Genomic DNA, 19,734 nt, shown 5'->3' with positions numbered 1-19,734 from the left:
TTTGAATGATTAAACGCCTGCGAGGTTATTCTATCGCAGGTGTTTTTCTACTTGTTTCTTTTGAGTTGTGGAGGTGGTACCCAACCATCGGTTAAGGTTTCCATAAAGGCTACGATTGCCACGACCTCTTCATCGGTCAGTTTGAGATCACCGAGTTCTTCGGTATTGATGTTTTCTGCTACCTCAGGCTGCTTGCCAATATGCTTATCAACATCTCGTTTGTTATAAAAGTCGACAACATCTTTTAAGGTGATCAAAGCGCCGTTGTGCATATAAGGTGCTGTAATAGCGATGTTGCGTAGAGTCGGCACTTTAAACTTTCCTTTTTGTGCCGCAGGGTTTTTGATGCGTGGATTCAGTGCTAATCCCTCGTCGATGTAATTGGGGCCGTCTGGATTAAAAGCTTTATCGACTTTATAAAAAGGTAGATCCCAGGTTTTGGGTGTGCCCAGATTATCGTAGCTAAAGTCGGTGAATAAAGGCGGCGGTGAATTGGGTTCTTGCTGGCTTGGATGGCATGCGGCGCAGTTGCCTTTTTTTTCATCTTCAAATAGCTCTAACCCTTTTTGTTCGAGCGCTGACAATTGTACTTTGCCTTTCAGATAAGCGTCATACTTTGAGCTAAAGCGTGGTGCAAAGGCTTCGCTGGATTGAAAAGCGGCTAATGCATTGGCTATAGCATCAAAGGCGCGGGAGGTATCTTTCCAGATATCAGCACCGTAGATCTTCTCGAAGTGAGTACCGTGGTAACGTCTAACTTTCGAGACAACTTGTGTTGGGCTTTCATTTGCCATTTCGACTGGATTTAAAAACGGACCTTTGGCTTGCTCTTCAAGTGTTAACGCTCGGCCATCCCAAAAGAAGCCGCCAATCCAGGTTTCGTCTTCGTCGTTGTAATGCCATTGCGGTGTGAAGGATGAATAGGTAATGGAAGGCGTATTTCGATTACCAAAACGAGTGACGATGACACCTGCTGTGACATTTAAGTCTCGAGTTGCATAACCGGATTGCGGTTGATGGCAGGTTGCACAGGATTGGCCAGCCGGTTCTGACAGTCGTACATCAAAGAAAAGTTGTTTACCTAATTGGATTTTGGCGTCTTGGTTGGTAGCGTTGGCAGAACTTGTACTGAGTATTAACAAGGATAAACAGCTAACTAGATTCACAGATGACCTTAGCAACAGGTTCATAAAACTTGGTCCAAAAAAATAACGGCCAACACGGGCGTGCTGGCCTTAAGGATTATTTTAAATAGTGAGCCGCCAAAGCGGTGATCGGAGCCGCAGTGGGCGTATCGTGTTGCCAGTTTCCACTTTCTACGCCGCTACCAGCTATATCTACATGGGTGTAAGCGATTGGCTTGCCAGAATGGATTCCGTGCTTGTCGAGTCCTGAAGCCGCAGATAAGAAGGCCATAGGGAACTGGTGACCTCGAGCGATGGAAACTGAAGGGCCGTTATTTGATGACAAAATATCATCGGCCTTACTGCGTGGACGAACCGTGTGCCAATCTTCACGACGTGGACGGCTGATCTCAATGCAGTCTCCCCACTGGTCGCCTTGAGTAGACAACTGTGCCGCCAAATGTTGTGAGCGAGCCTGTTCGTTTTCAATCAAAATCGTATATGGACCAGCAGCCAAAGCAGCGTGTCCTGTTAGCGTAGCGACAGTGAATAACTGAGGATTAGTTTCTTTGACGGCTTGTTCGCGCAGGTGAGACAACAAGTCGACCATAACTAAGCGACCTTCGGCGTCAGTGTTACCGATACGAACGCGCAATCCTGCATGGCTTTTTATTATTTCATCAGCCACGTAGCAATCGGTTCCAATGCTGTTTCTTACCGCTCCAATAGATGCTACGACCTTAATGCCTTCGGGTTGTAGTTCTGCCAGCATTTTCATAAAACCAGCAACTGCAGCACCGCCGCCTTTGTCACGGCTCATACCCGCCATGTGGCCACCCACTTTAATATCCGCTCCACCCGTATCATAAGTGACGGCTTTACCTACTAAGAATAAGGTTTGCTTAATTGGGCCTTTGCCTTCGTATTCAAAATGAATTACACGAGGTTGGTGACGAGTGACCGATTGAGAGGCGCGAGCGACAGCGGCCAAAAGTGGATAGTCTTTTTCAATGCGTGGTTGATCGTCAATAACATCAACTTTGACTGATGAACCAGCCAAGGCTTCTGCACACATATCGGCAAAACGAGGAGGTGCCATTCGTTCGGGTTCTGTTCCACACAAATCGCGAGCGAGACGCTTGCCACTTTCAAGACCGTTTAAAAAGTCAGTGTTCAAAGGTTTCTGGCTTAACAGGGCGATGTGGCTTATAGGCTCCAGGTTTTCATCTAAAGCTTCTCGTGCTTCCAGAGGCTGCCATAGTGCCTGACAGGCGCTTAGATAAGCGACTTCTAATGCATTGTCGTAGGCAGGTGATTGAGGCAAGCCATCAATAATTAAAAGCGGTTTTGTTACGCCTGCGGCACGAGCCTCTAATATGGCTTGGCGAGTCGCGTCACCGACCTGACGAACATCATCGAAATCTCGTGTTAAGTCGCCGCAACTTGAGTGGATAAGTCGTCCACCTGCTACTTTGGGGTGATGGATCACAACGCAACTGTTGCCTAGTCTTTGATCGACCTTTTGAGTTTCCTGGAGTATGGATTGCAGGTTTGCATCAAGTGATAGATTGGCATCAGGTGATACGATAATAACCGCATCATATTGAGTAGAATCTGCGTAAGCCTGAGTAATATCAGACTCGGCGGTTGCAAGTGGAAAAGCCATGCACGCTTCCTCATAATTATTGTCTTTGTTTATGTACCAAAGAAGCTAATCGCTTTGGCGTCAGAATACAAGGGTAAATTGACCTTGGGGGAAGTGGTCTGTCGAATGCTTACTGCGGGTAATGAGAGATATAAAAAAGGGAGAGCAGATGCTCTCCCTTGGCTTTCATAGAAGACTGCGATTATTCTGCAGTTTCAGCAACAGGTGCTTCAGTTGCTGGAGCTTCTTCTTTTGCTACAGGCGCTGCTTTAGCTTTAGCTGCTGCTTTCGCTTCGCGCTCCGCTTTTTTCTTGGCTGCTGCTTCAGCTTTTGCCGCTGCTTTTGCTTCACGGTCAGCTTTTTTCTTAGCTGCTGCTTCAGCTTTTGCCGCTGCTTTCGCTTCACGATCGGCCTTTTTCTTAGCTGCTTCTTTTAATTTAGCTGCTTTAGCCTTCGCTTTGTCTTTTGCTGCCTGCTTTTTTTGCTCTGCAGCTTCTTCTTTCGCTAGTTGCTTGCTGTGTGCTTCTAGGGCTTTCATCTGGCCAGAAACTTTTTTCTGCTCGTCTTTTGCAACTTTGATGTCGCCTTTTGCTGTATCAAGGTTAGCTTTAGCTTCTTTTGCTGCTACTGATAGCTCAGCAACTTTTGCTTTGTTGGTAGCAACGCTTTTTACGGCTGCTGGAGTTTTCTTCTGTTTAACTTTAGCTTGAGCCGCTTTCAGTTTTTCTTTGGCTTTGGCTAGGCGGTCAGCAGTAGCTTTGGCAGCTTTCTCTACTTTAACGATGTTTTTCTCTGCTGTTGCTACTTCTTTCGCTGCAACAGAAGCTAGATTAGCTGCTGCTTTTTCAAATTCTACTTTTGCAAGCTGTAATGCAGATACGTTAGCTGCTTTTTTTACCGCTTTTTTGGCAGCTGCTTTTTTAGGTGCTGCTTTACGAGTTGCTTTTGGAGCTGCTTTCTTAACAGCCTTTTTTGCTACTTTTTTTGGAGCCGTTTTTTTCGCTGCTTTAGGAGCTGCTTTTTTGGCGGCTTTCTTTTTTGCTACTTTCGCTTTTGCCATGGTTTTGAACCTTTATTCATTTGTGATTAAAATTTGCGCGCGGATTATAAAACTACTATAGACAAATGTGAATATGTTTTGTTATAGATGCGCCAGTTTAAATTAAAAATATTTATTTTTTTTGGCGAATTGAGAAAAAATCATGTCGTTTTTACTTTTTTCCACCGAAGGGTGTCATTTATGCGAAGAGGCGAAAGCCATGATTGACTATGCGCAGCAGCATGGTGATATTGATAAAATGTTGTCATTTGAGGTTGTCGATATAGTCGAAGAGCAACAATGGGTGAATAAATATGGCGAAAGAATTCCTGTGATCTTAAGCCAAAAATCTAACCGAGAATTAGGCTGGCCTTTTCAATATGGTGAACTGATTGAGTGGGTTCGTTCTCAAGAGGGTGACCTTTCGTAAATTGTCTCTCAAAGAAGTGTTTAAGACTATTGATTGATATCTCCTCGGGTCTTGAGTTTTTTATAAAGAGCTGAGGGTTTCTTTTGCATTCTTTCTTATCTTTCTAAAAGCGCTGCTGGATAAATCAATTTCGTATAAAAAATATCCTATCTCAACTCTATAATCTAACCCTTAGGCTAGACTTTAGTAAGGGTCGTTGTGCTTGACAAACAGTTGAATTGAACGTATGTTTCAAACACTTGTTTGGATTTTTGATTGAGCTGATGAGTAACCGACAATCTACCAAAGACAAAATTCTGGATGCTGCCGAAGGGCTCTTTGCTGAGCGTGGGTTTGCAGAAACCAGTCTTAGAACCATTACAACACGTGCTGATGTCAATCTAGCGTCTGTTAATTATCACTTTGGTTCCAAAAAGTCGTTGATTCAGGCCGTATTTGACCGGTTTTTACGACGTTTTAGTGATGACCTACAAGTAGAGATGGCTCGTTTGGAGCAACAGGTCGAAAAAGTGACGATTGATCAGGTGTTACATACCGTCGTTAAGCCATTATTGGCTATCGAGGGAATGCGACCCGATGGTTCGTCAGTATTTATGAAGTTGCTGGGCCGGGCTTATGCCGAAACACAGGGGCATTTACGACGATTCATGATGGAGAATTATGCTCCTGTTTTGAGTCGTTTTACCCGTTTGTTGCATAAGGCGTACCCCGAATTGGAACCGAAAGAGATGTTTTGGCGGCTTCATTTTATGTTAGGTACCGTCATATTTACCTTGGCAGGTAGCGATGCTTTGCGTGATATCGCAGCATCGGATTTTGGTGAAACGGTTAATTTATCGCAAACCATGGAACGCTTGTTACCGTTTCTTGGTGCTGGGTTACGAGCCGAAGTTTCTTTTTGATTTAGATATTCTGTTTAAGTTGGAGTGAAGTCATGATCGCGTTAGGGCAGTTGTTAGCACTCATCGCTGTAGTTTGGGTGAGTGGATATAAGCGAATGAGAACGGGTAATGCTCTTGCTATGGCGGCAGTTGCATTAGTTGTTATGGGATTAATCTGGGAATTCACATTAATACCATGGATTCTACTGGGCGCATTTGCTGCTCTGTATTTTCTGGAAGATTTGCGTAAAGATAAAATTACGCAGCCCATCTTCAAGATCTTTAAATCGTTACTTCCTCCTATGAACTCGACAGAGCGCGAAGCGCTTGAAGCGGGTGATGTATGGTGGGACGGTGAGTTATTTAAAGGTAACCCCGACTGGAAACAAATGCTGAGCTATCCTAAGCCAGAATTGTCGAAAGAAGAAAACGACTTTGTTAATCATCAGGTTGAAGAACTGTGTAAGATGGTTAATGACTGGAAAGTGGTTCACGAAGATAAAGATTTACCCCCAGAAGCCTGGGAATACATGAAGAAAGAAGGCTTCTTGGGAATGATTATCCCGAAAGAGTACGGTGGCCTTGGTTTTTCTGCCTTTGCCCACTCTACTGTTGTTTCTAAGTTAGCGACACGCAGTGGTTCATTATCAGTATCGGTTATGGTTCCTAACTCTTTGGGACCTGCTGAGTTACTTCTTCACTACGGTACAGAAGAACAGAAAAATCACTACTTGCCTCGTTTAGCAAAAGGCGAAGAGATTCCCTGCTTTGCATTGACCGGTCCAGAAGCTGGCTCTGATGCGGGCGCTATCCCTGATTTAGGTGTCGTTTGTAAAGGCGAGTTCGAAGGTAAAGAAACTTTAGGTATTCGTTTATCTTGGAACAAACGTTACATCACACTTGCACCTATCGCGACAGTATTAGGTCTGGCCTTCAAACTGCACGATCCAGAGGGCTTGTTGGGTGATGAAGAAGATTTAGGTATTACCTGTGCATTGATTCCTACTGACCACGAAGGCGTAGAAGTTGGTAACCGCCATTACCCAATGGGTCAGGCGTTTATGAATGGACCGACTCATGGTAAAGACGTGTTCATTCCAATTGATTGGATTATCGGTGGTCAAGAATACGCAGGTAAAGGCTGGCGCATGCTGGTTGAATGTCTGTCTGCAGGTCGAGGCATCTCGTTGCCGTCATCAGCCGCTGCGACAGGTAAATTGAGCTACCGCTTAACGGGTGCTTACTCTGTACTACGTCAGCAGTTCAAAACGTCTATCGGTCAATTTGAAGGTGTCGAAGAAGCTCTGGCTCGTGTAGCGGGTGATACTTATCAGCTAGAATCGATGCGTGTTATGACTGCAGGCGCGGTTGACTTGTCGTGCAAGCCTTCGGTTGTGACAGCGATTGCTAAATATCACATGACTGAGTTGGCTCGTAACATCGTAACCGATGCGATGGATATTCATGGTGGCCGTGGCGTTATCATGGGTGACCGGAACTACTTGTCATCTGGCTACATGTCGATGCCGATTTCTATCACAGTAGAAGGCGCGAACATCCTGACTCGTAACTTGATGATCTTTGGTCAAGGTGCTATCCGTTGTCATCCATTTGTTTTCCGCGAAATGCAAGCGGCTAACAACCCTGACGAGCGTGCTGGTCTAAATGAATTTGATTCATTGTTCTTCCGCCATATTGGTTACGGCGTAAGTAACTTTGTTCGTACTTTGAGCTTGAGTTTCACTGCGGGCCGTATTGCGCACAAGCCTACCAGTGGCAAAACCGCTTACTACTATCAGCAGCTGACTCGAATGAGTTCTGCTCTTGCTATGGTATCTGATATCTCCATGATGCTACTGGGCGGTGAGTTGAAGCGTAAAGAGCGATTGTCTGCTCGTTTAGGTGATGTATTAAGTTACCTTTACATGTCTTCTACAGTCCTTAAGTTCTACGAAGATAATGGCCGTCCTCTGTCAGATCTTCCTTATGTTGAGTGGTGTTTGCAGAAGAACTTGTTCTTGACTCAAAAAGCGTTCATGGACTTCTTCGATAACTTACCTGTTAGCTGGTTAGGTGCGACATTGAAGCGTTTGGTATTCCCTTATGGCCGTGCTTATAAAATGCCATCAGATAAGTTAGATCACAAAATTGTTCAGTCCATGCTGACAGATTGTGAGTTGCGTGACCGCTTGACTAACAACATCTTTATTGGTGAAGAGAATGACCCAGCTGGTCGTATCGAACATGCCTTTAAGAAAGTGTTGGCATCTGCTCCACTGGCATTGAAATTACGTGATGCTATGAAAGCGGGTAAGTTGAAAGCTGGCCGCACCAAAGAAGATACTATCGCAACTGCTTTGGCAACGGGGGTTTTCACTCAGGAAGAAGCGAATATGTACGCAGAAGCTGAAGCTGCACGACTTGATGCGATTCAGGTTGATGACTACAGCAAAGAGTACATTGCGACAGGTAAAGAAGGTAAGCCAAAAGCGAAATCAAAAGCTGCCTAATTACTGACTGTATTAAGTCATTCAAAAGCCCGTAAGAGGTGACTCTTACGGGCTTTTTGTATTTGAACTATACCCGTCGCCTTTCAAGATGCAGCGTTGTTTTCAAGTTGCAGCGCTGCGCGCACTCACCCCAATCACTTAGTGTGTCTAAGCTCAGGGGATTCGCTTGCTGGCCGCCTGCCTGCACCTTGAAATACTTTGGGTATATACCCGTCGCCTTTCAAGGTGCAGCGGTGTTGGCTGCGCGCACTCACCCCAATCACTTAGTGTATCTAAGTTCAGGGGATTCGCTTGCTGGCCGCCTACCTGCACCTTGAAATACTTTGGGTATAATTAACCCTAGATGTAAGCGTATTTTTCGAACTGTTGAAATCTCTTAAATGCTCCCCACTTAATACTTAATCTAAAAAATAATCTTGGTTACCACACGGCAATAAAGCCCTAAAAAGGCAGTGCCAAGATTGGCTTAACATAAAGGTATTTTGTGTATCCATTATTGATTATCGGTGTTGTTGCATTAGCGTTGGTGTTATGGGTTGCATTGCGCGGTGTTATAAAAGAAAGGCAACGACAAGGCATTCGCGAACAGCCTTTTCCGGCTGAGTGGCGTAAGATATTACGTCGTCGTATGCCGTATTTTTATTTAATGCCGGCTGATCTTCAATTGCAGCTTAAGCAACATATTCAAGTATTTTTAGCTGAAAAAGATTTTGTTGGATGCGATGGCATTGTGATTGATGATGACATTCGAGTCACCATTGCAGCTCAAGCCTGTTTATTAATTTTAAATCGTAAAACTAACTATTATCCCGCGTTAAAAAGCATCTATGTTTATCCATCGGCATTTGTTGCCCGTCATCAACATACTAGCGCAGGGGGTGTTGTTCATGAGCAGCGTCGGGTACTGTCAGGAGAATCCTGGAGCATAGGTAAAGTGATTGTCTCATGGCAACATACAGTCTCTGGTGCTCAAGAACCGGAGGATGGACAAAATGTTGTTATCCATGAGTTTGCCCATCAATTAGATCATGAAACTGGTGACACTAATGGTGTTCCGTTGCTGAACAAAGACATGAGTTATCAGCAATGGTCTGATGTATTTAATCGTGAGTTTGAGTTATTAAAACGAGAAATAAACAGCGGTATTGATACCTTATTTGATGCCTATGGGGCGACCAATCCAGCTGAGTTTTTTGCGGTGGCGACCGAAGTTTTCTTTGAGCAGTCGCAAGCGATGCTTAATCGACATCCTCAAGTTTATGGTTTGCTTTCGAAATACTTCAAAGTTGATCCGGTAAGCTGGTGCTAAATCAGAGCTTGAAAGGCGACGGGTATAAGTTAGCAACCGTCGAAGGTATGTCCAATCGTTGGCGGATCGCCATTTTCTGGATTGACGTAGTAAACAAAGCATAATTCATTTAGCAAATATCCTTCGGGCCAAACCATCACGGCACGACCAGAAGCCAAAGCACCAATGCCAGGGATGCTACGTCGATTACCAACACCGCAAAAAGCAAATCCAGAACAACGGGTATTTGGGCGGGTAAATCCTGAGGCAGCCGACAGTTCTAACAGATAGCGAAAAGCTCTGTTCCAGTGAGCTTCTGGATAGCCATTGAATAAACTGATGTTACGGCCATTGATATTGATGGTTCCATTGTCGACTTGTTCTAAGCCTGCTTTTAGATGAACCAGATTCGACATGGAATGAATGGAGCTTTCTACAGCAGACAGTGAAGCGCGACGAGCATCGGCTTTAAAGTCGGCATATTTCGCCAGAACGGCCAGTGTCAAAATGCCTAGAATGCTAATGACGACGATCAATTCAATAAGAGTAAATGCGTTGTTTTGAGTTTTTTGCATAACATCATCTTAATGTAAACGATACGGCTTGACCACGCTTAGGTTGATTTTTGATAGAGTCTGTTGGAATGTAGGATTGCAGATTAACTGGGTAGATTGTCTGATGGGTAGCAAAGTAAGTGCCCTTGGGCATAATGTACGCCATCCTGTTGCAGGTTGGTCAGCGCTTCAATGGTTTCTACTGATTTTGCTGTTGTGTGTACGCCGCCCGCTTTAGCTACTTCTACCATCGAATGAACCAGTTTTCTATCGATTGGATCCCAGGCAATATTTTGAGTGAAGAGACCATCGATTTTTATGCCAGTCACAGGTAGCTCTCTTACTTTAGAAAATAAACTAAAGTTGCGACCAAAATTATCAATCAAAATCCCTACCCCTATGTCTGCTAACACTTCTAAGGTGGGTTTGAGTTGATCTCGGTAGTGCAGCAGGTGCTGTTCACCCAACTCGATGTTGATGCGTTTGGCAACATCCTGATCGGCAAACAATCTATCAGCAATGAGTTGTTGTGTATCACTGTCCATTAAAGTGATGGCTGACAAATTAAGGTTAAAGGTGATGTCGTTATCCATCTCTTTTAAGGTTGACAGGGTGTCTTCGATAACCCAGAGGTCGATTTGAGTAATAAGATCGAAGCGCTCCGCATCACTCAGAAAAGCCCGCGGCATAAAGTTAGACCCATCAGTCTGACGGAGGCGAATAAATGCTTCGTATTGAGCAATAGGCAGGTTCGCCTGTAACCAGCTTTGTACGTCTTGTTTTTTGACTTCTGATAATTCACTGAAATCTGCGTTTGTTATATCGTAAACGGGTTGGTACTCAAGATGGAACAGGTTATCTGATAAGCCTTTTTCGATGCGGTGCTTCCAGCCAGAGTCGAGTTCTGAACTGATGGACTTTTTATCGTTATCAGTAAATATATGAACCTGGTTTTTTCCTGTCTGTTTGGCAACTTTACAAGCGTAGTCTGCATGCTCCAAGGCCAGTGACCGGCTTGTTGTTTGATAAGACAGAACATTCACGCCAATACTGCCAGACACTGGGTAGGCTTTGCCGTTGAACTCAAAATGAATATTCTCCAGTACCTCACGATAGTTGTTAGCCAGAGCGTCAAGAGATTCTCGTTTAATATCTCTCAACAAAATGGCAAATTCGTCACCGCCGAGGCGAGCGGCTAAGTCGCTGTGGCGCAGTCGCGAACGAATATGCTCACTGATCATTACCAGCAGTTCGTCGCCTGCACTGTGTCCGGCTTCATCATTAACCATCTTAAAGTTATCAAGATCGATATAAAGTAGTGCCGATAAATTGCTATTGTGTTTGAGTCGCAGTATTTCTTGGCCGAGTTGTTGTTCGAAGGACGAACGGTTCAAAAGTTGGGTAAGGTGATCATGATTGAGCTGCCAATTGAGCTCATCTTCTATGAGCTTTCTCTCTGAGATGTCTTTGAATACGACAACGGCGCCCAGATTTTCGTTGTTGCTGGTAAGCGGCTTGATGGTGCATTCGACATGAATCAGGTTATCTTCTGATGTCCAAAAAACCGTTTCCCAATCGTGTAGGGTATCGGCAAGCAAATAAGCCTGATAGAGATAATTGGTATCTTCGCTGATCGGATTGCCGTGTTCATCTTTGCCATGGAACAACTTATGCGCAGGCTGACCCAAAATACCTGCGTCATTACTGTAGCGTAGAATATGGCTGGCTGCCGGGTTAATAAAAATGAGATTACCTAGGTGATCAACACCATAGATGCCGTCACCTACGGAGGTAAGGATACTTTCAAAGTGGGCTTTTTGCTGAGCGAGATTGCGAGAGTTTCGTACTTGTTTAGCCATGGCTTTAACACGGGCCCGAAATAAGTTCGTTGACTCGTTTTTAAACATGCACTCGTGCGCACCAGCGTTCAGACATTCTTCTATCACATCGTCTTTATAAGTGCCGGTAAGAACACTTTTAATAATTTGGCGATGTCTTGGTGACTGAGAGAGTTTCTGGCATAACATAGCGCCATTTTCTCCCGGCATAAAATAGTCGATGATGGCGAGATCGAAGGATTTCTCCTGTACGATTTGCCAGGCTTGCTCTGCGTCTTCGGCTGTCGTTACATCAAAGTCGAGCTGTTTGAGCAGATTGCCGTATATCTTTCTGACACTTTTAGAGTCGTCCACCAACAAGACATGAATTCTGTCGTCATTGACGGCATCGGTACCTTGGGTTTGCTGAAACTGCAGCAACTGTTGGATCGCCGAAATGCTTTCTTGATAGTTGCGCCACAGCTGAACCAGCGTTTGTGAGCGACTCGAGATAGTGTTGATACCCGATTCTTCCATACTGCGGGCAAAGACCAGCGCTGGAACAGAACTAAGCTGATCCGAGGCGAACAACTCGACAATATGGGCGCGTTCAGACTCGTAGCGATTGGGCCAGCCCACAACCAACAGCTGAGGAGGGGGGCTGTCATTTTGAGAGAAGTGCGCACATAACAAGCGATAGCTATCGAAGCTGGTTACATGATAACCATGCTGCTGTAGCAATCTGTTTAGGCCAAAGCGTAAAGTAGGAGATGGCTCAACTAAAACGACTTCTGTCAAAACGATTCCATTAAAAAATTGTGATTTAGGTCTAATTATAACGAATTGATCAGAATTTGTAGAATGAGTTAGTCAATTTGAGGTCTAGACAATTAGACTGTCATCTACAACAATGAGTTAGGCGCCCGGTTTTGAGTCTTTTTTTGTGGTAAAAAAGCAAGCTTGTTCAGCTCTGAGTCATCTGCGGTGACTAAAATCCGGAGAAAGGTTTGGTTAACCTGGTTTAGCCTTATTAAGATGTTAATTTTGATAAGCTGCCTGAGCCGCAAGTTTAGAGCAATGGATAACAATCTGAGGATAAAAGAATGAAATTATTTAAGCTAACATTGGTTGCTGCCAGCGTTTTTAGTCTTACTGCCTGTAAAACTCTTGATCCTTATACGGGAGAAGAAAAAGTCAGTAACACAGTGAAGTATGGTGCCATTGGTGCTTTTGTGTGTGGGGCAATCGGTTCTCGTAAAAGCGGTAAACGCGCCCGTAATGCAGCGTTAGCCTGTGGTTTAATTGGGGCTGGTATTGGCGCGTATATGGATGCTCAAGAAGCTGATTTGAGAGAGCGCTTGCGTGGATCTGGTGTACAGGTAGCACGAGAAGGCGATAACATTCGCTTAATTATGCCAAATGGCATCACCTTTGCCGTTAATCAGGCGAATTTACAACAGCAGTTTCATGATACGTTAAATTCAGTATCACTGGTCTTAGCAGAATATGACGAAACGAATTTGCAGGTAGCTGGACACACGGATTCTTCCGGTTCAGACAGCTATAACTATGACTTATCGGTTAAGCGAGCGAATACAGTCTCTGGCTATCTACGCCAGCATGGCGTCCAGGGTGGCCGTCTGACCGCTATCGGCTATGGCGAAACTCGTCCGATTGCTGACAATGGTACTAGCGACGGTCGTGCCAAGAACCGCCGTGTTGAGTTGTTGATTACTCCTCAACCAAAATCTTAATGAATATGGGCCCGTTCTGGGCCCTATTGTTTTTCCCTTTAGGTAAATATTGCAATCATCCAACCTCTAGGCGACCTTCCTCTGATATGCTACTTTTAGAAGATACGTATGGTATTGATCCGTTCGGGGTACTTTGGCGGGTGTAAAATTCCAACTATCGCCAAAAATAATCGCTTTGTCTTACAAAAATCGGTTTATCAAAGGAAAGTTAGTAACGTTTTAACCTGTTCTATCTCAATATCATATTACAAACCCATTGATACTCGTCTTTTAGAAGTTCGAATTGAATCAGGATCTAGCAATGAAGAATAAAGTAGCTCTCGCTGTTGCCGCAGCGCTTCTCTCTCCCTATTCACTGTCTGTGCTGGCTGAGTCTGACTCTGGCAATGCTCAGGTTATGCCAGATAAAGGGCGCAAATACTCTGGCAAAGTTCAGCATAACGAGCGTTCAACTTATATGGTAGAGCTTGTTGGTGATCCTTTAGCGAACTATAAAGGTTCGGTTAAAGGTCTAAATGCTGTTCAGTCTTCTGCTAATAAAGTACAACGTGGCAGCCGTCTTATTACTAACTACAAGAGTGCTGCGAGTGTGGCTTATAAACAGCACCTGCTAAAGCAACAAACTCAAGTATTAGTAGAAGCCACTCGCCAGTTTAAGCGCAGTATCTCGCCAAGTTATCAGTATCAATATGCATTCAACGGTTTTGCTGTCGAGTTAACACCCAGCGAAGCGCGCAAATTAGAGCAGTTGCCAGAAGTAAAACAAGTTTCTGTAAGTAAACCCTATCACTTGCATACTGACCGTGGACCCACATTGATTAATGCTCCTTCTGTTTGGGACGGAACTGCAACGGGTGTTGCTGCTAAAGGTGAAGGCATGGTTGTGGGGATCATCGATACGGGTATCAACACCGACCATCCTTCTTTTGCCGAAGTCGATCCGGTAGATGGCTATGTTCATGTGAATCCTTTAGGCGCCAATGTCTTCTTAGGAGAATGTGTTAACGATGCCAGTCTTTGTAATAATAAATTGATTGGTGCCTATAACATGGTGAGTGGTGAAAACTCACCAGAAGACGCTGATGGTCATGGTACGCACGTGGCCTCTACAGCAGCTGGTAACCATTTGAGCTTTGATCTAGGCAATGGGAATTCTTACGATTTATCTGGTGTTGCCCCTCGCGCTAACATCATTGCTTATAAAGTTGAAAACGCACAAGGTACTATCGACCCTCCTGCTTTGGTCGCTGCGATTGATCAAGCGGTTGCTGATAACGTTGATGTGATCAACTACTCCATTGGTGCTTCGGCTCCTTTTGCTAATCCTTGGAATGACAGCGATTCTATCGCGTTTAAAAATGCCCGTAATGCGGGGGTTTTTGTGGCTACTTCAGCAGGTAATGATGGTTCTGGTGCGACTACTGTTGGTTCTCCAGCCAATGCGCCCTGGATTACATCGGTGGCGGCTTCTACTCATGACCGTGGCGATTATCCTGGCAAAAGTATGTCTAACTTCAGTGGTGGCTCGTCAACACCCGGTACTATGAATGGAACCAGTTTAACCGGCTCCATTACGGCATCGATTGTTTATGCTGGTGATTTTGATAACAGTGACCCTAATCCTGAACAGTGTTTGAGTCCTTTCCCTGCCAACACCTTCTCTGGGCAGATTGTTGTGTGTGACCGTGGTGAAATTGCTCGTGTAGAAAAAGCTGTTAATGTTCAGGCTGGTGGTGCAGGTGGTTATGTACTTGCCAACGTATCGGGCGGCAGCACATCATTAAATGATGACATTTATGTTATCCCTGGTATTCATATTAGCTCCGCTGATGGTGACACGCTTAAAAGCTGGTTGAGTTCTGGCGCAGGCCACACAGCAACCATTAACGGCACGACCGGACCTGTTGGGGTTGATGCTGCGGCGGCAGATATAGTTGCTGGCTTCAGTTCTCGTGGTCCGACCGGATTCCCTCAGGGCATTATGAAACCCTCCGTCGCTGCACCGGGTGTCAGTATTTATGCCGCAGATGTAGGACCTGTTGAATACGGCTTTAAGAGTGGTACTTCAATGGCGAGTCCACATGTTGCTGGTGCAGGCGCTCTGTTAAAGCAGTTAAACCCAACTTGGACGCCTGGACAAATTCACTCCGCTCTGATGACCACTGGCATCGTAGCGCTGAAAAAAGAAAATGGTACGACGGATGCCGACGCTAATGATATCGGTGGCGGACGTATTGATATCCCTGCTGCCGCTAAAGCGGGACTGTTGTTGGACGTGACCGATGCACAATTCATGGCCGCTGATCCAGCCGCAAGTGGCGATCCTTCTGCTCTTAACTTACCTGGTTTAGCTGATCACAGCTGTGTGGTGAACTGTAGCTGGACTCGTAACTTGACTGCGGTTGGCGCCAATACCTGGAACGTGAGTTTTGAAAACGGCACGGGTATGACTTTGTCTGCAAATTCAAGCAGCTTTACGTTGGCGCAGAATGCCAGCCAAAGCCTGGATGTGACGGCAAACGTAGTGGGCGTTGATGGTGAGTGGGCATTTGGTTCTGTGTTGTTAACACCAACCAACAATACGCATTCAGTAACGCGATTACCTGTTGCTACACGAATTTCTAACAGTAATTTACCTTCAACCAGTAACCTGTCGGGTCAGCGTGATGGCGGTAGCTTTACTTTTGAAAACATCGAAATTATTGCCGAAAGCACAGTGACTACCACTGGACACCTTGTGGCGGCGAGTACAGTAACGCAAACCATATCGCAAGACTCAGACAACAACTCACCTTATGATGATTTGAATGATGGGGTGTTTTTCCAGACGATTACTGTTCCTGCTTCATCGGAAGGTTTAATTGTTGAAACTCACAACTCAACAGCGGCTGATATGGATCTGTTTGTTGGTTTTGATAGCAACAACGATGGTCAGCCTTCTGAGGGGGAAGAGATTGCTCGCAGTACCACTGGTGATGCTAACGAGCAAATTATTTTGAATAACCCAACTGGCGGTAGCTACTGGATTTTGGTGCAAAACTGGGATGATACTAATGCTTCAGGAGATACGATTTCGATTTCGTCCGGTGCATTAGGAACTGCTGCCAGTAACGCATTAAGCTTCACTGCTCCTAGTTCAAGTGATGGCGCGACACCTGCCGATATCACCATGACATGGAGTGGACTGGATACTGAAGATTCTCGTTACTATGGTAAGTTGTCACTGGGTCGAACAGCGGGTGGCGAGGAGTTAGGTCGTAGCTTGTTCTCCTTTGTTCGTGGCTCTAATGATGTTTCTATTGCAGCGAGTAACACAGCTCCTGCGACAGGCACGGATTTTACTTACACCATTACGCTCGATCATGATGGTTCAGATACTCGTAACTATACCTTAAGTGCAACGATTCCAAATGGCATCACTGTGAATGCGAGCTCTTTAACAAATGGAGCTACATTAAATGGCAGTACCTTGTCATGGAGCGGTGCTGTTGCTGCTGCGGCACAAACGGTTAGCTTTACCGCTCAAGGTGATGCGTCACTTGCTGGTCAAGCTGTTGTACTGAATGTAGAACATGACAATGATGCAACAGGCACTACTGCGGAGACTGCATCTGTTACTGTTAACTTTGCCAGCAGTGGTGGTGGCAATGGTAACGGAAACAATAATAACTCTGGCGGCGGTGGTGGTGGCGCCATGAGCTTACTGTTGTTGCCATTATTATTGTTACGTGGTCGACGTCGTCGTTAATCACGTCTTAATTAAAAGAGCCGGTTTATCCGGCTTTTTTTATGCCTTTAAGTTAACCTTTACGTAAAGGAATACTTTTGAGTTGCTGGTAAGACCAATGTAAAAATTCTTAGGGATGAATGAAAAAACTGGGTTTTTAACGGAAAAAAGCGCTCTCTTATAATCTGTGATTATGAGGTTTGCCTTCTAAACCTGCTTATATCTAAAGATGATTGGCAGGTTTTTTATTAATGGTTAGCATCAAAGGAACTTAAAACTATTTTTAAAAAACAGTTTCATCGAACGGTCATTGCTTACGAGCGGTGATCGGTTTTTTTATTTCGCTCAATTTAGGAGTTTGTATCAATGTCTAACCGAGAGAAGTTAGTGATTTTCGATACGACTTTGCGCGATGGCGAGCAAAGTCCCGGTGCCACCATGTCTGTTACCGATAAAATCGAACTCGCTCTCTTACTCGAAGCTTTAGGTGTTGATGTGATTGAAGCCGGATTTGCAATGGCGAGTCCTGCGGATTTTGACGCAGTAAAAAAAATTGCCGCACAGATCAAAAGTTCTCGTGTGTGCAGTTTATCGCGAGCACGTGTTCAAGATATTGAAGCTGCAGCACAAGCGTTATCTGCTGCTGAGCGTTTTCGTATTCATACGTTTATTGCAACTTCAGATGTTCACATGAAGTACAAGCTCAAAATGTCGCCCGATGAGGTGATTGCTGCAACGGTTAAAGCGGTGCAGTGTGCGCGCAATTTTACTGACGATGTTGAGTTCTCATGTGAAGATGCTGGACGTAGTCGCAGTGACTTTTTGGTACGTGTCATCGAAGCGGCTATTGATGCCGGAGCTACCACGATCAATTTGCCTGATACGGTAGGCTATTCTATGCCACATCAATTTGGGCAGTTGATTGCCGAGATACGACAGCGAGTTATTAATGCAGATAAAGCTATTTTTTCGGTTCACTGTCATAACGATCTGGGTATGGCAACGGCTAATTCTTTGGCTGCGATTGAACAGGGGGCTCGACAGGTAGAGTGCACCATCAACGGGTTAGGAGAAAGAGCGGGCAATGCGGCATTAGAAGAGGTGGTGATGGCTGTGAATACACGTAAAGATGTGTTTCCTGTCTATACCGATATTAAAACCGAGCATCTTGTGCATTTGTCGCAAAAGGTCTCTGAGATTACGCAATTTGCTGTTCAGCCTAACAAAGCGATTGTCGGGCGTAATGCTTTTGCCCATGAAGCAGGAATCCATCAGGATGGCGTCATAAAGCATCGCGAAACTTATGAGATCATGCGCGCCGAAGATGTTGGGTGGAACGGTGAGCAAATGGTGTTAGGCAAGCATTCTGGGCGTCATGCGTTCCGTAGTCGTCTAGATCAGCTAGGCATTGCTTTTGCGTCAGATGAAGAACTCAATTGCGCGTTTAATCGCTTTAAAGAGCGAGCCGACTCGGGTGCGGGCTTGTCCGATAATGAGCTAAAGCAATTGGTTTTATAGAGTCAAAAAATGAGCAGAGTCTGGAGCAAGCTCTGCTTGCTTGAGGTTTTGTAGCATCAGCATTTGTGAAGTGGTTGGATTGAGGTATCATTAGGGACAATGATTATTCGTTCGGTCTATCTATGCAAGAATCTTTACGTTTAGCTTATCTGGATGCAATGGGAGTGCAGTTGTGGGTCCCTGGCGCCAGTGAGCAAGAGGTGCCTGTCGTTGTAACACAAGAGACAGCGCCTGCACAAACTGCTACGACACCTGATGCTCCCTCCGTTGCTGGCTCAAGTACGCCAGGTCGACCTGAAGCGGTTGTTCAGTCTTCTCAACCAGCCGCCGTCTCTAAGCCTGCACCAGTTAAGGAGCCAGTGAGCGAAGAACTTGCTCAACCTGTTAATGTCGAGAAACCTCTTGATCGTGGCTATGCCGTTATACCTCCGGGAACACGCTGGAAAGCGAATGGGATTGGTGTTTTGTGTCGGCACGAAGTGGGGCAGCCTGCTGGCAGTTTCGTTAATCACGGGCGTCCTTCGAAAACTCTGGCTAATCTACTGAATGCTATTGAATACTTTGTAACCGAAGCGGTAGAAGAAGATTATTCTGAATCATTGTTTTACGCTCAGGTGACGGGAGCTGGGTTAAGTGACGCATCGCAAGCCGTTGCTCCGTTGCTTGAAGAGCATCCTCCCAAAGCACTATTGCTGATGGGGGCTGCAACGGCCAATCAGTTGACAGGAGAAGAGCGCTCTCTGGAAGAGTGGCAAAGTCGACAATGGACACTGGCCGATTCTACGCCGTTTATTGTGACCTATCATCCTTATGATATTTACCAGTCTCCATTGCTAAAGAAGCATTTGATGTCGGAGTTAGAGATGCTTCGCAGCATGATTCTTTGAATGGGTAGTTGATCCGTGGACTTGGTTTCTTCATTGTTTTTTCGGCTCGCTGTGGAATCGGATTTGGCTGATGTGGTTGCCAATGAAGAAGCATCCTATGAAGTGCCATGGCGACGGCAGATGTTTCTCGATTGTTTTGCCGAGCAATTCGAATTTTGGGTCATTGAGTATCAAGGACAGGTTGTCGGCCACATCATCTGGCAGCATGTGCTTGATGAGAGTCATTTATTAAATATATGTATTGTGCGTACTCACCAAGGAAAAGGCTGGGGACGTGAAGCCATGAGCTTTTGGTTAGACTCGTCGATTAACGACGATAAGTCTGTGCTACTGTTAGAAGTTCGTTTTTCTAACGAACCAGCCCATAGTCTCTATTTATCGCTGGGGTTTAGAGAGGTTGGGGTGCGCAAAAACTACTATCGACTACCTGATGATGGCAAAGAAGATGGTCGGGTAATGGCGAAAACTCTATGTAGCTCTGAGTCTTCATAGAACAGTTTGGCTAGTGAAAGGAAGCTGTGGCCGGTTTATGCTTCTGGCCTTGGTGAGTTGTGCATGGC

13 protein-coding genes and 1 pseudogene are annotated in these 19,734 nt (G+C 45.2%); 9 read left to right on the top strand and 5 right to left on the bottom strand.

The features are described from left to right. Positions 1 to 47 precede the first annotated feature (47 nt). From NH399_RS13850 to NH399_RS13840, 3 genes are all read right to left on the bottom strand, one after another. Positions 48 to 1,166 carry a cytochrome c peroxidase gene (locus NH399_RS13850; RefSeq protein WP_253041045.1) on the bottom strand — a complete coding sequence of 373 codons (1,119 nt, stop codon included), beginning with the start codon at positions 1,164 to 1,166 and terminating at the stop codon, positions 48 to 50. 76 nt (positions 1,167 to 1,242) lie between these two features. After that, the gene (locus tag NH399_RS13845) at positions 1,243 to 2,790 is read right to left on the bottom strand and encodes a leucyl aminopeptidase family protein (protein WP_253041043.1); all 1,548 of its coding nucleotides are present in this window, start codon (positions 2,788 to 2,790) and stop codon (positions 1,243 to 1,245) included. Positions 2,791 to 2,971: 181 nt separating this feature from the next. Beyond that, positions 2,972 to 3,829 carry a hypothetical protein gene (locus tag NH399_RS13840; RefSeq protein ID WP_253041041.1) on the bottom strand — a complete coding sequence of 286 codons (858 nt, stop codon included), beginning with the start codon at positions 3,827 to 3,829 and terminating at the stop codon, positions 2,972 to 2,974. Positions 3,830 to 3,971: 142 nt separating this feature from the next. On the opposite strand from NH399_RS13840, the gene NH399_RS13835 reads away from it, so the two are divergent. The 4 genes from NH399_RS13835 (at position 3,972) to NH399_RS13820 (ending at position 8,938) form a co-directional block, all read left to right on the top strand. After that, positions 3,972 to 4,238 (top strand): glutaredoxin family protein, encoded by a 267-nt coding sequence (locus NH399_RS13835; RefSeq protein WP_253041039.1) that lies wholly within the window; start codon positions 3,972 to 3,974, stop codon positions 4,236 to 4,238. A gap of 263 nt (positions 4,239 to 4,501) precedes the next feature. Then, a complete protein-coding gene (locus NH399_RS13830) occupies positions 4,502 to 5,140 on the top strand; it encodes a TetR/AcrR family transcriptional regulator (protein ID WP_253041037.1) in 639 nt (212 codons plus the stop codon). A 119-nt stretch (positions 5,141 to 5,259) separates the two neighbouring features. After that, positions 5,260 to 7,629 (top strand): acyl-CoA dehydrogenase, encoded by a 2,370-nt coding sequence (locus tag NH399_RS13825; protein WP_371876081.1) that lies wholly within the window; start codon positions 5,260 to 5,262, stop codon positions 7,627 to 7,629. A gap of 484 nt (positions 7,630 to 8,113) precedes the next feature. Then, the gene (locus NH399_RS13820; protein ID WP_253041033.1) at positions 8,114 to 8,938 is read left to right on the top strand and encodes a zinc-dependent peptidase; all 825 of its coding nucleotides are present in this window, start codon (positions 8,114 to 8,116) and stop codon (positions 8,936 to 8,938) included. Positions 8,939 to 8,967: 29 nt separating this feature from the next. On the opposite strand, the gene NH399_RS13815 is transcribed toward NH399_RS13820, so the two are convergent. Both NH399_RS13815 and NH399_RS13810 read right to left on the bottom strand, forming a co-directional pair. Further along, positions 8,968 to 9,492 carry a type II secretion system protein gene (locus NH399_RS13815; protein WP_253041031.1) on the bottom strand — a complete coding sequence of 175 codons (525 nt, stop codon included), beginning with the start codon at positions 9,490 to 9,492 and terminating at the stop codon, positions 8,968 to 8,970. Positions 9,493 to 9,575: 83 nt separating this feature from the next. Beyond that, positions 9,576 to 12,086 (bottom strand): GGDEF domain-containing response regulator, encoded by a 2,511-nt coding sequence (locus tag NH399_RS13810; RefSeq protein ID WP_253041029.1) that lies wholly within the window; start codon positions 12,084 to 12,086, stop codon positions 9,576 to 9,578. Positions 12,087 to 12,391: 305 nt separating this feature from the next. Here NH399_RS13810 and NH399_RS13805 point away from each other — a divergent pair, with 305 nt between their 5' ends. From NH399_RS13805 to rimI, 5 genes and pseudogenes are all read left to right on the top strand, one after another. Continuing rightward, a complete protein-coding gene (locus NH399_RS13805; RefSeq protein ID WP_253041027.1) occupies positions 12,392 to 13,042 on the top strand; it encodes an OmpA family protein in 651 nt (216 codons plus the stop codon). Between the two features lie 301 nt (positions 13,043 to 13,343). Then, positions 13,344 to 16,790 (top strand): S8 family serine peptidase, encoded by a 3,447-nt coding sequence (locus NH399_RS13800; protein ID WP_253041025.1) that lies wholly within the window; start codon positions 13,344 to 13,346, stop codon positions 16,788 to 16,790. Positions 16,791 to 17,135: 345 nt separating this feature from the next. Further along, positions 17,136 to 18,281: pseudogene (locus NH399_RS13795) on the top strand (2-isopropylmalate synthase); the annotation flags it as partial. A 128-nt stretch (positions 18,282 to 18,409) separates the two neighbouring features. Next, positions 18,410 to 19,174, top strand: a complete 765-nt coding sequence (locus NH399_RS13790) for a hypothetical protein (protein WP_253041023.1) — start codon at positions 18,410 to 18,412, stop codon at positions 19,172 to 19,174. A gap of 15 nt (positions 19,175 to 19,189) precedes the next feature. Continuing rightward, positions 19,190 to 19,666, top strand: coding sequence for a ribosomal protein S18-alanine N-acetyltransferase (gene rimI, locus NH399_RS13785; protein WP_253041021.1), 477 nt, complete (start codon positions 19,190 to 19,192; stop codon positions 19,664 to 19,666). Positions 19,667 to 19,734 lie beyond the last annotated feature (68 nt).

It is taken from the genome of Pleionea sp. CnH1-48 (assembly GCF_024124665.1).
Lineage (GTDB): Bacteria > Pseudomonadota > Gammaproteobacteria > Enterobacterales > Kangiellaceae > JAMXSB01.
This window is presented reverse-complemented; position numbering and strand designations above follow the sequence as displayed.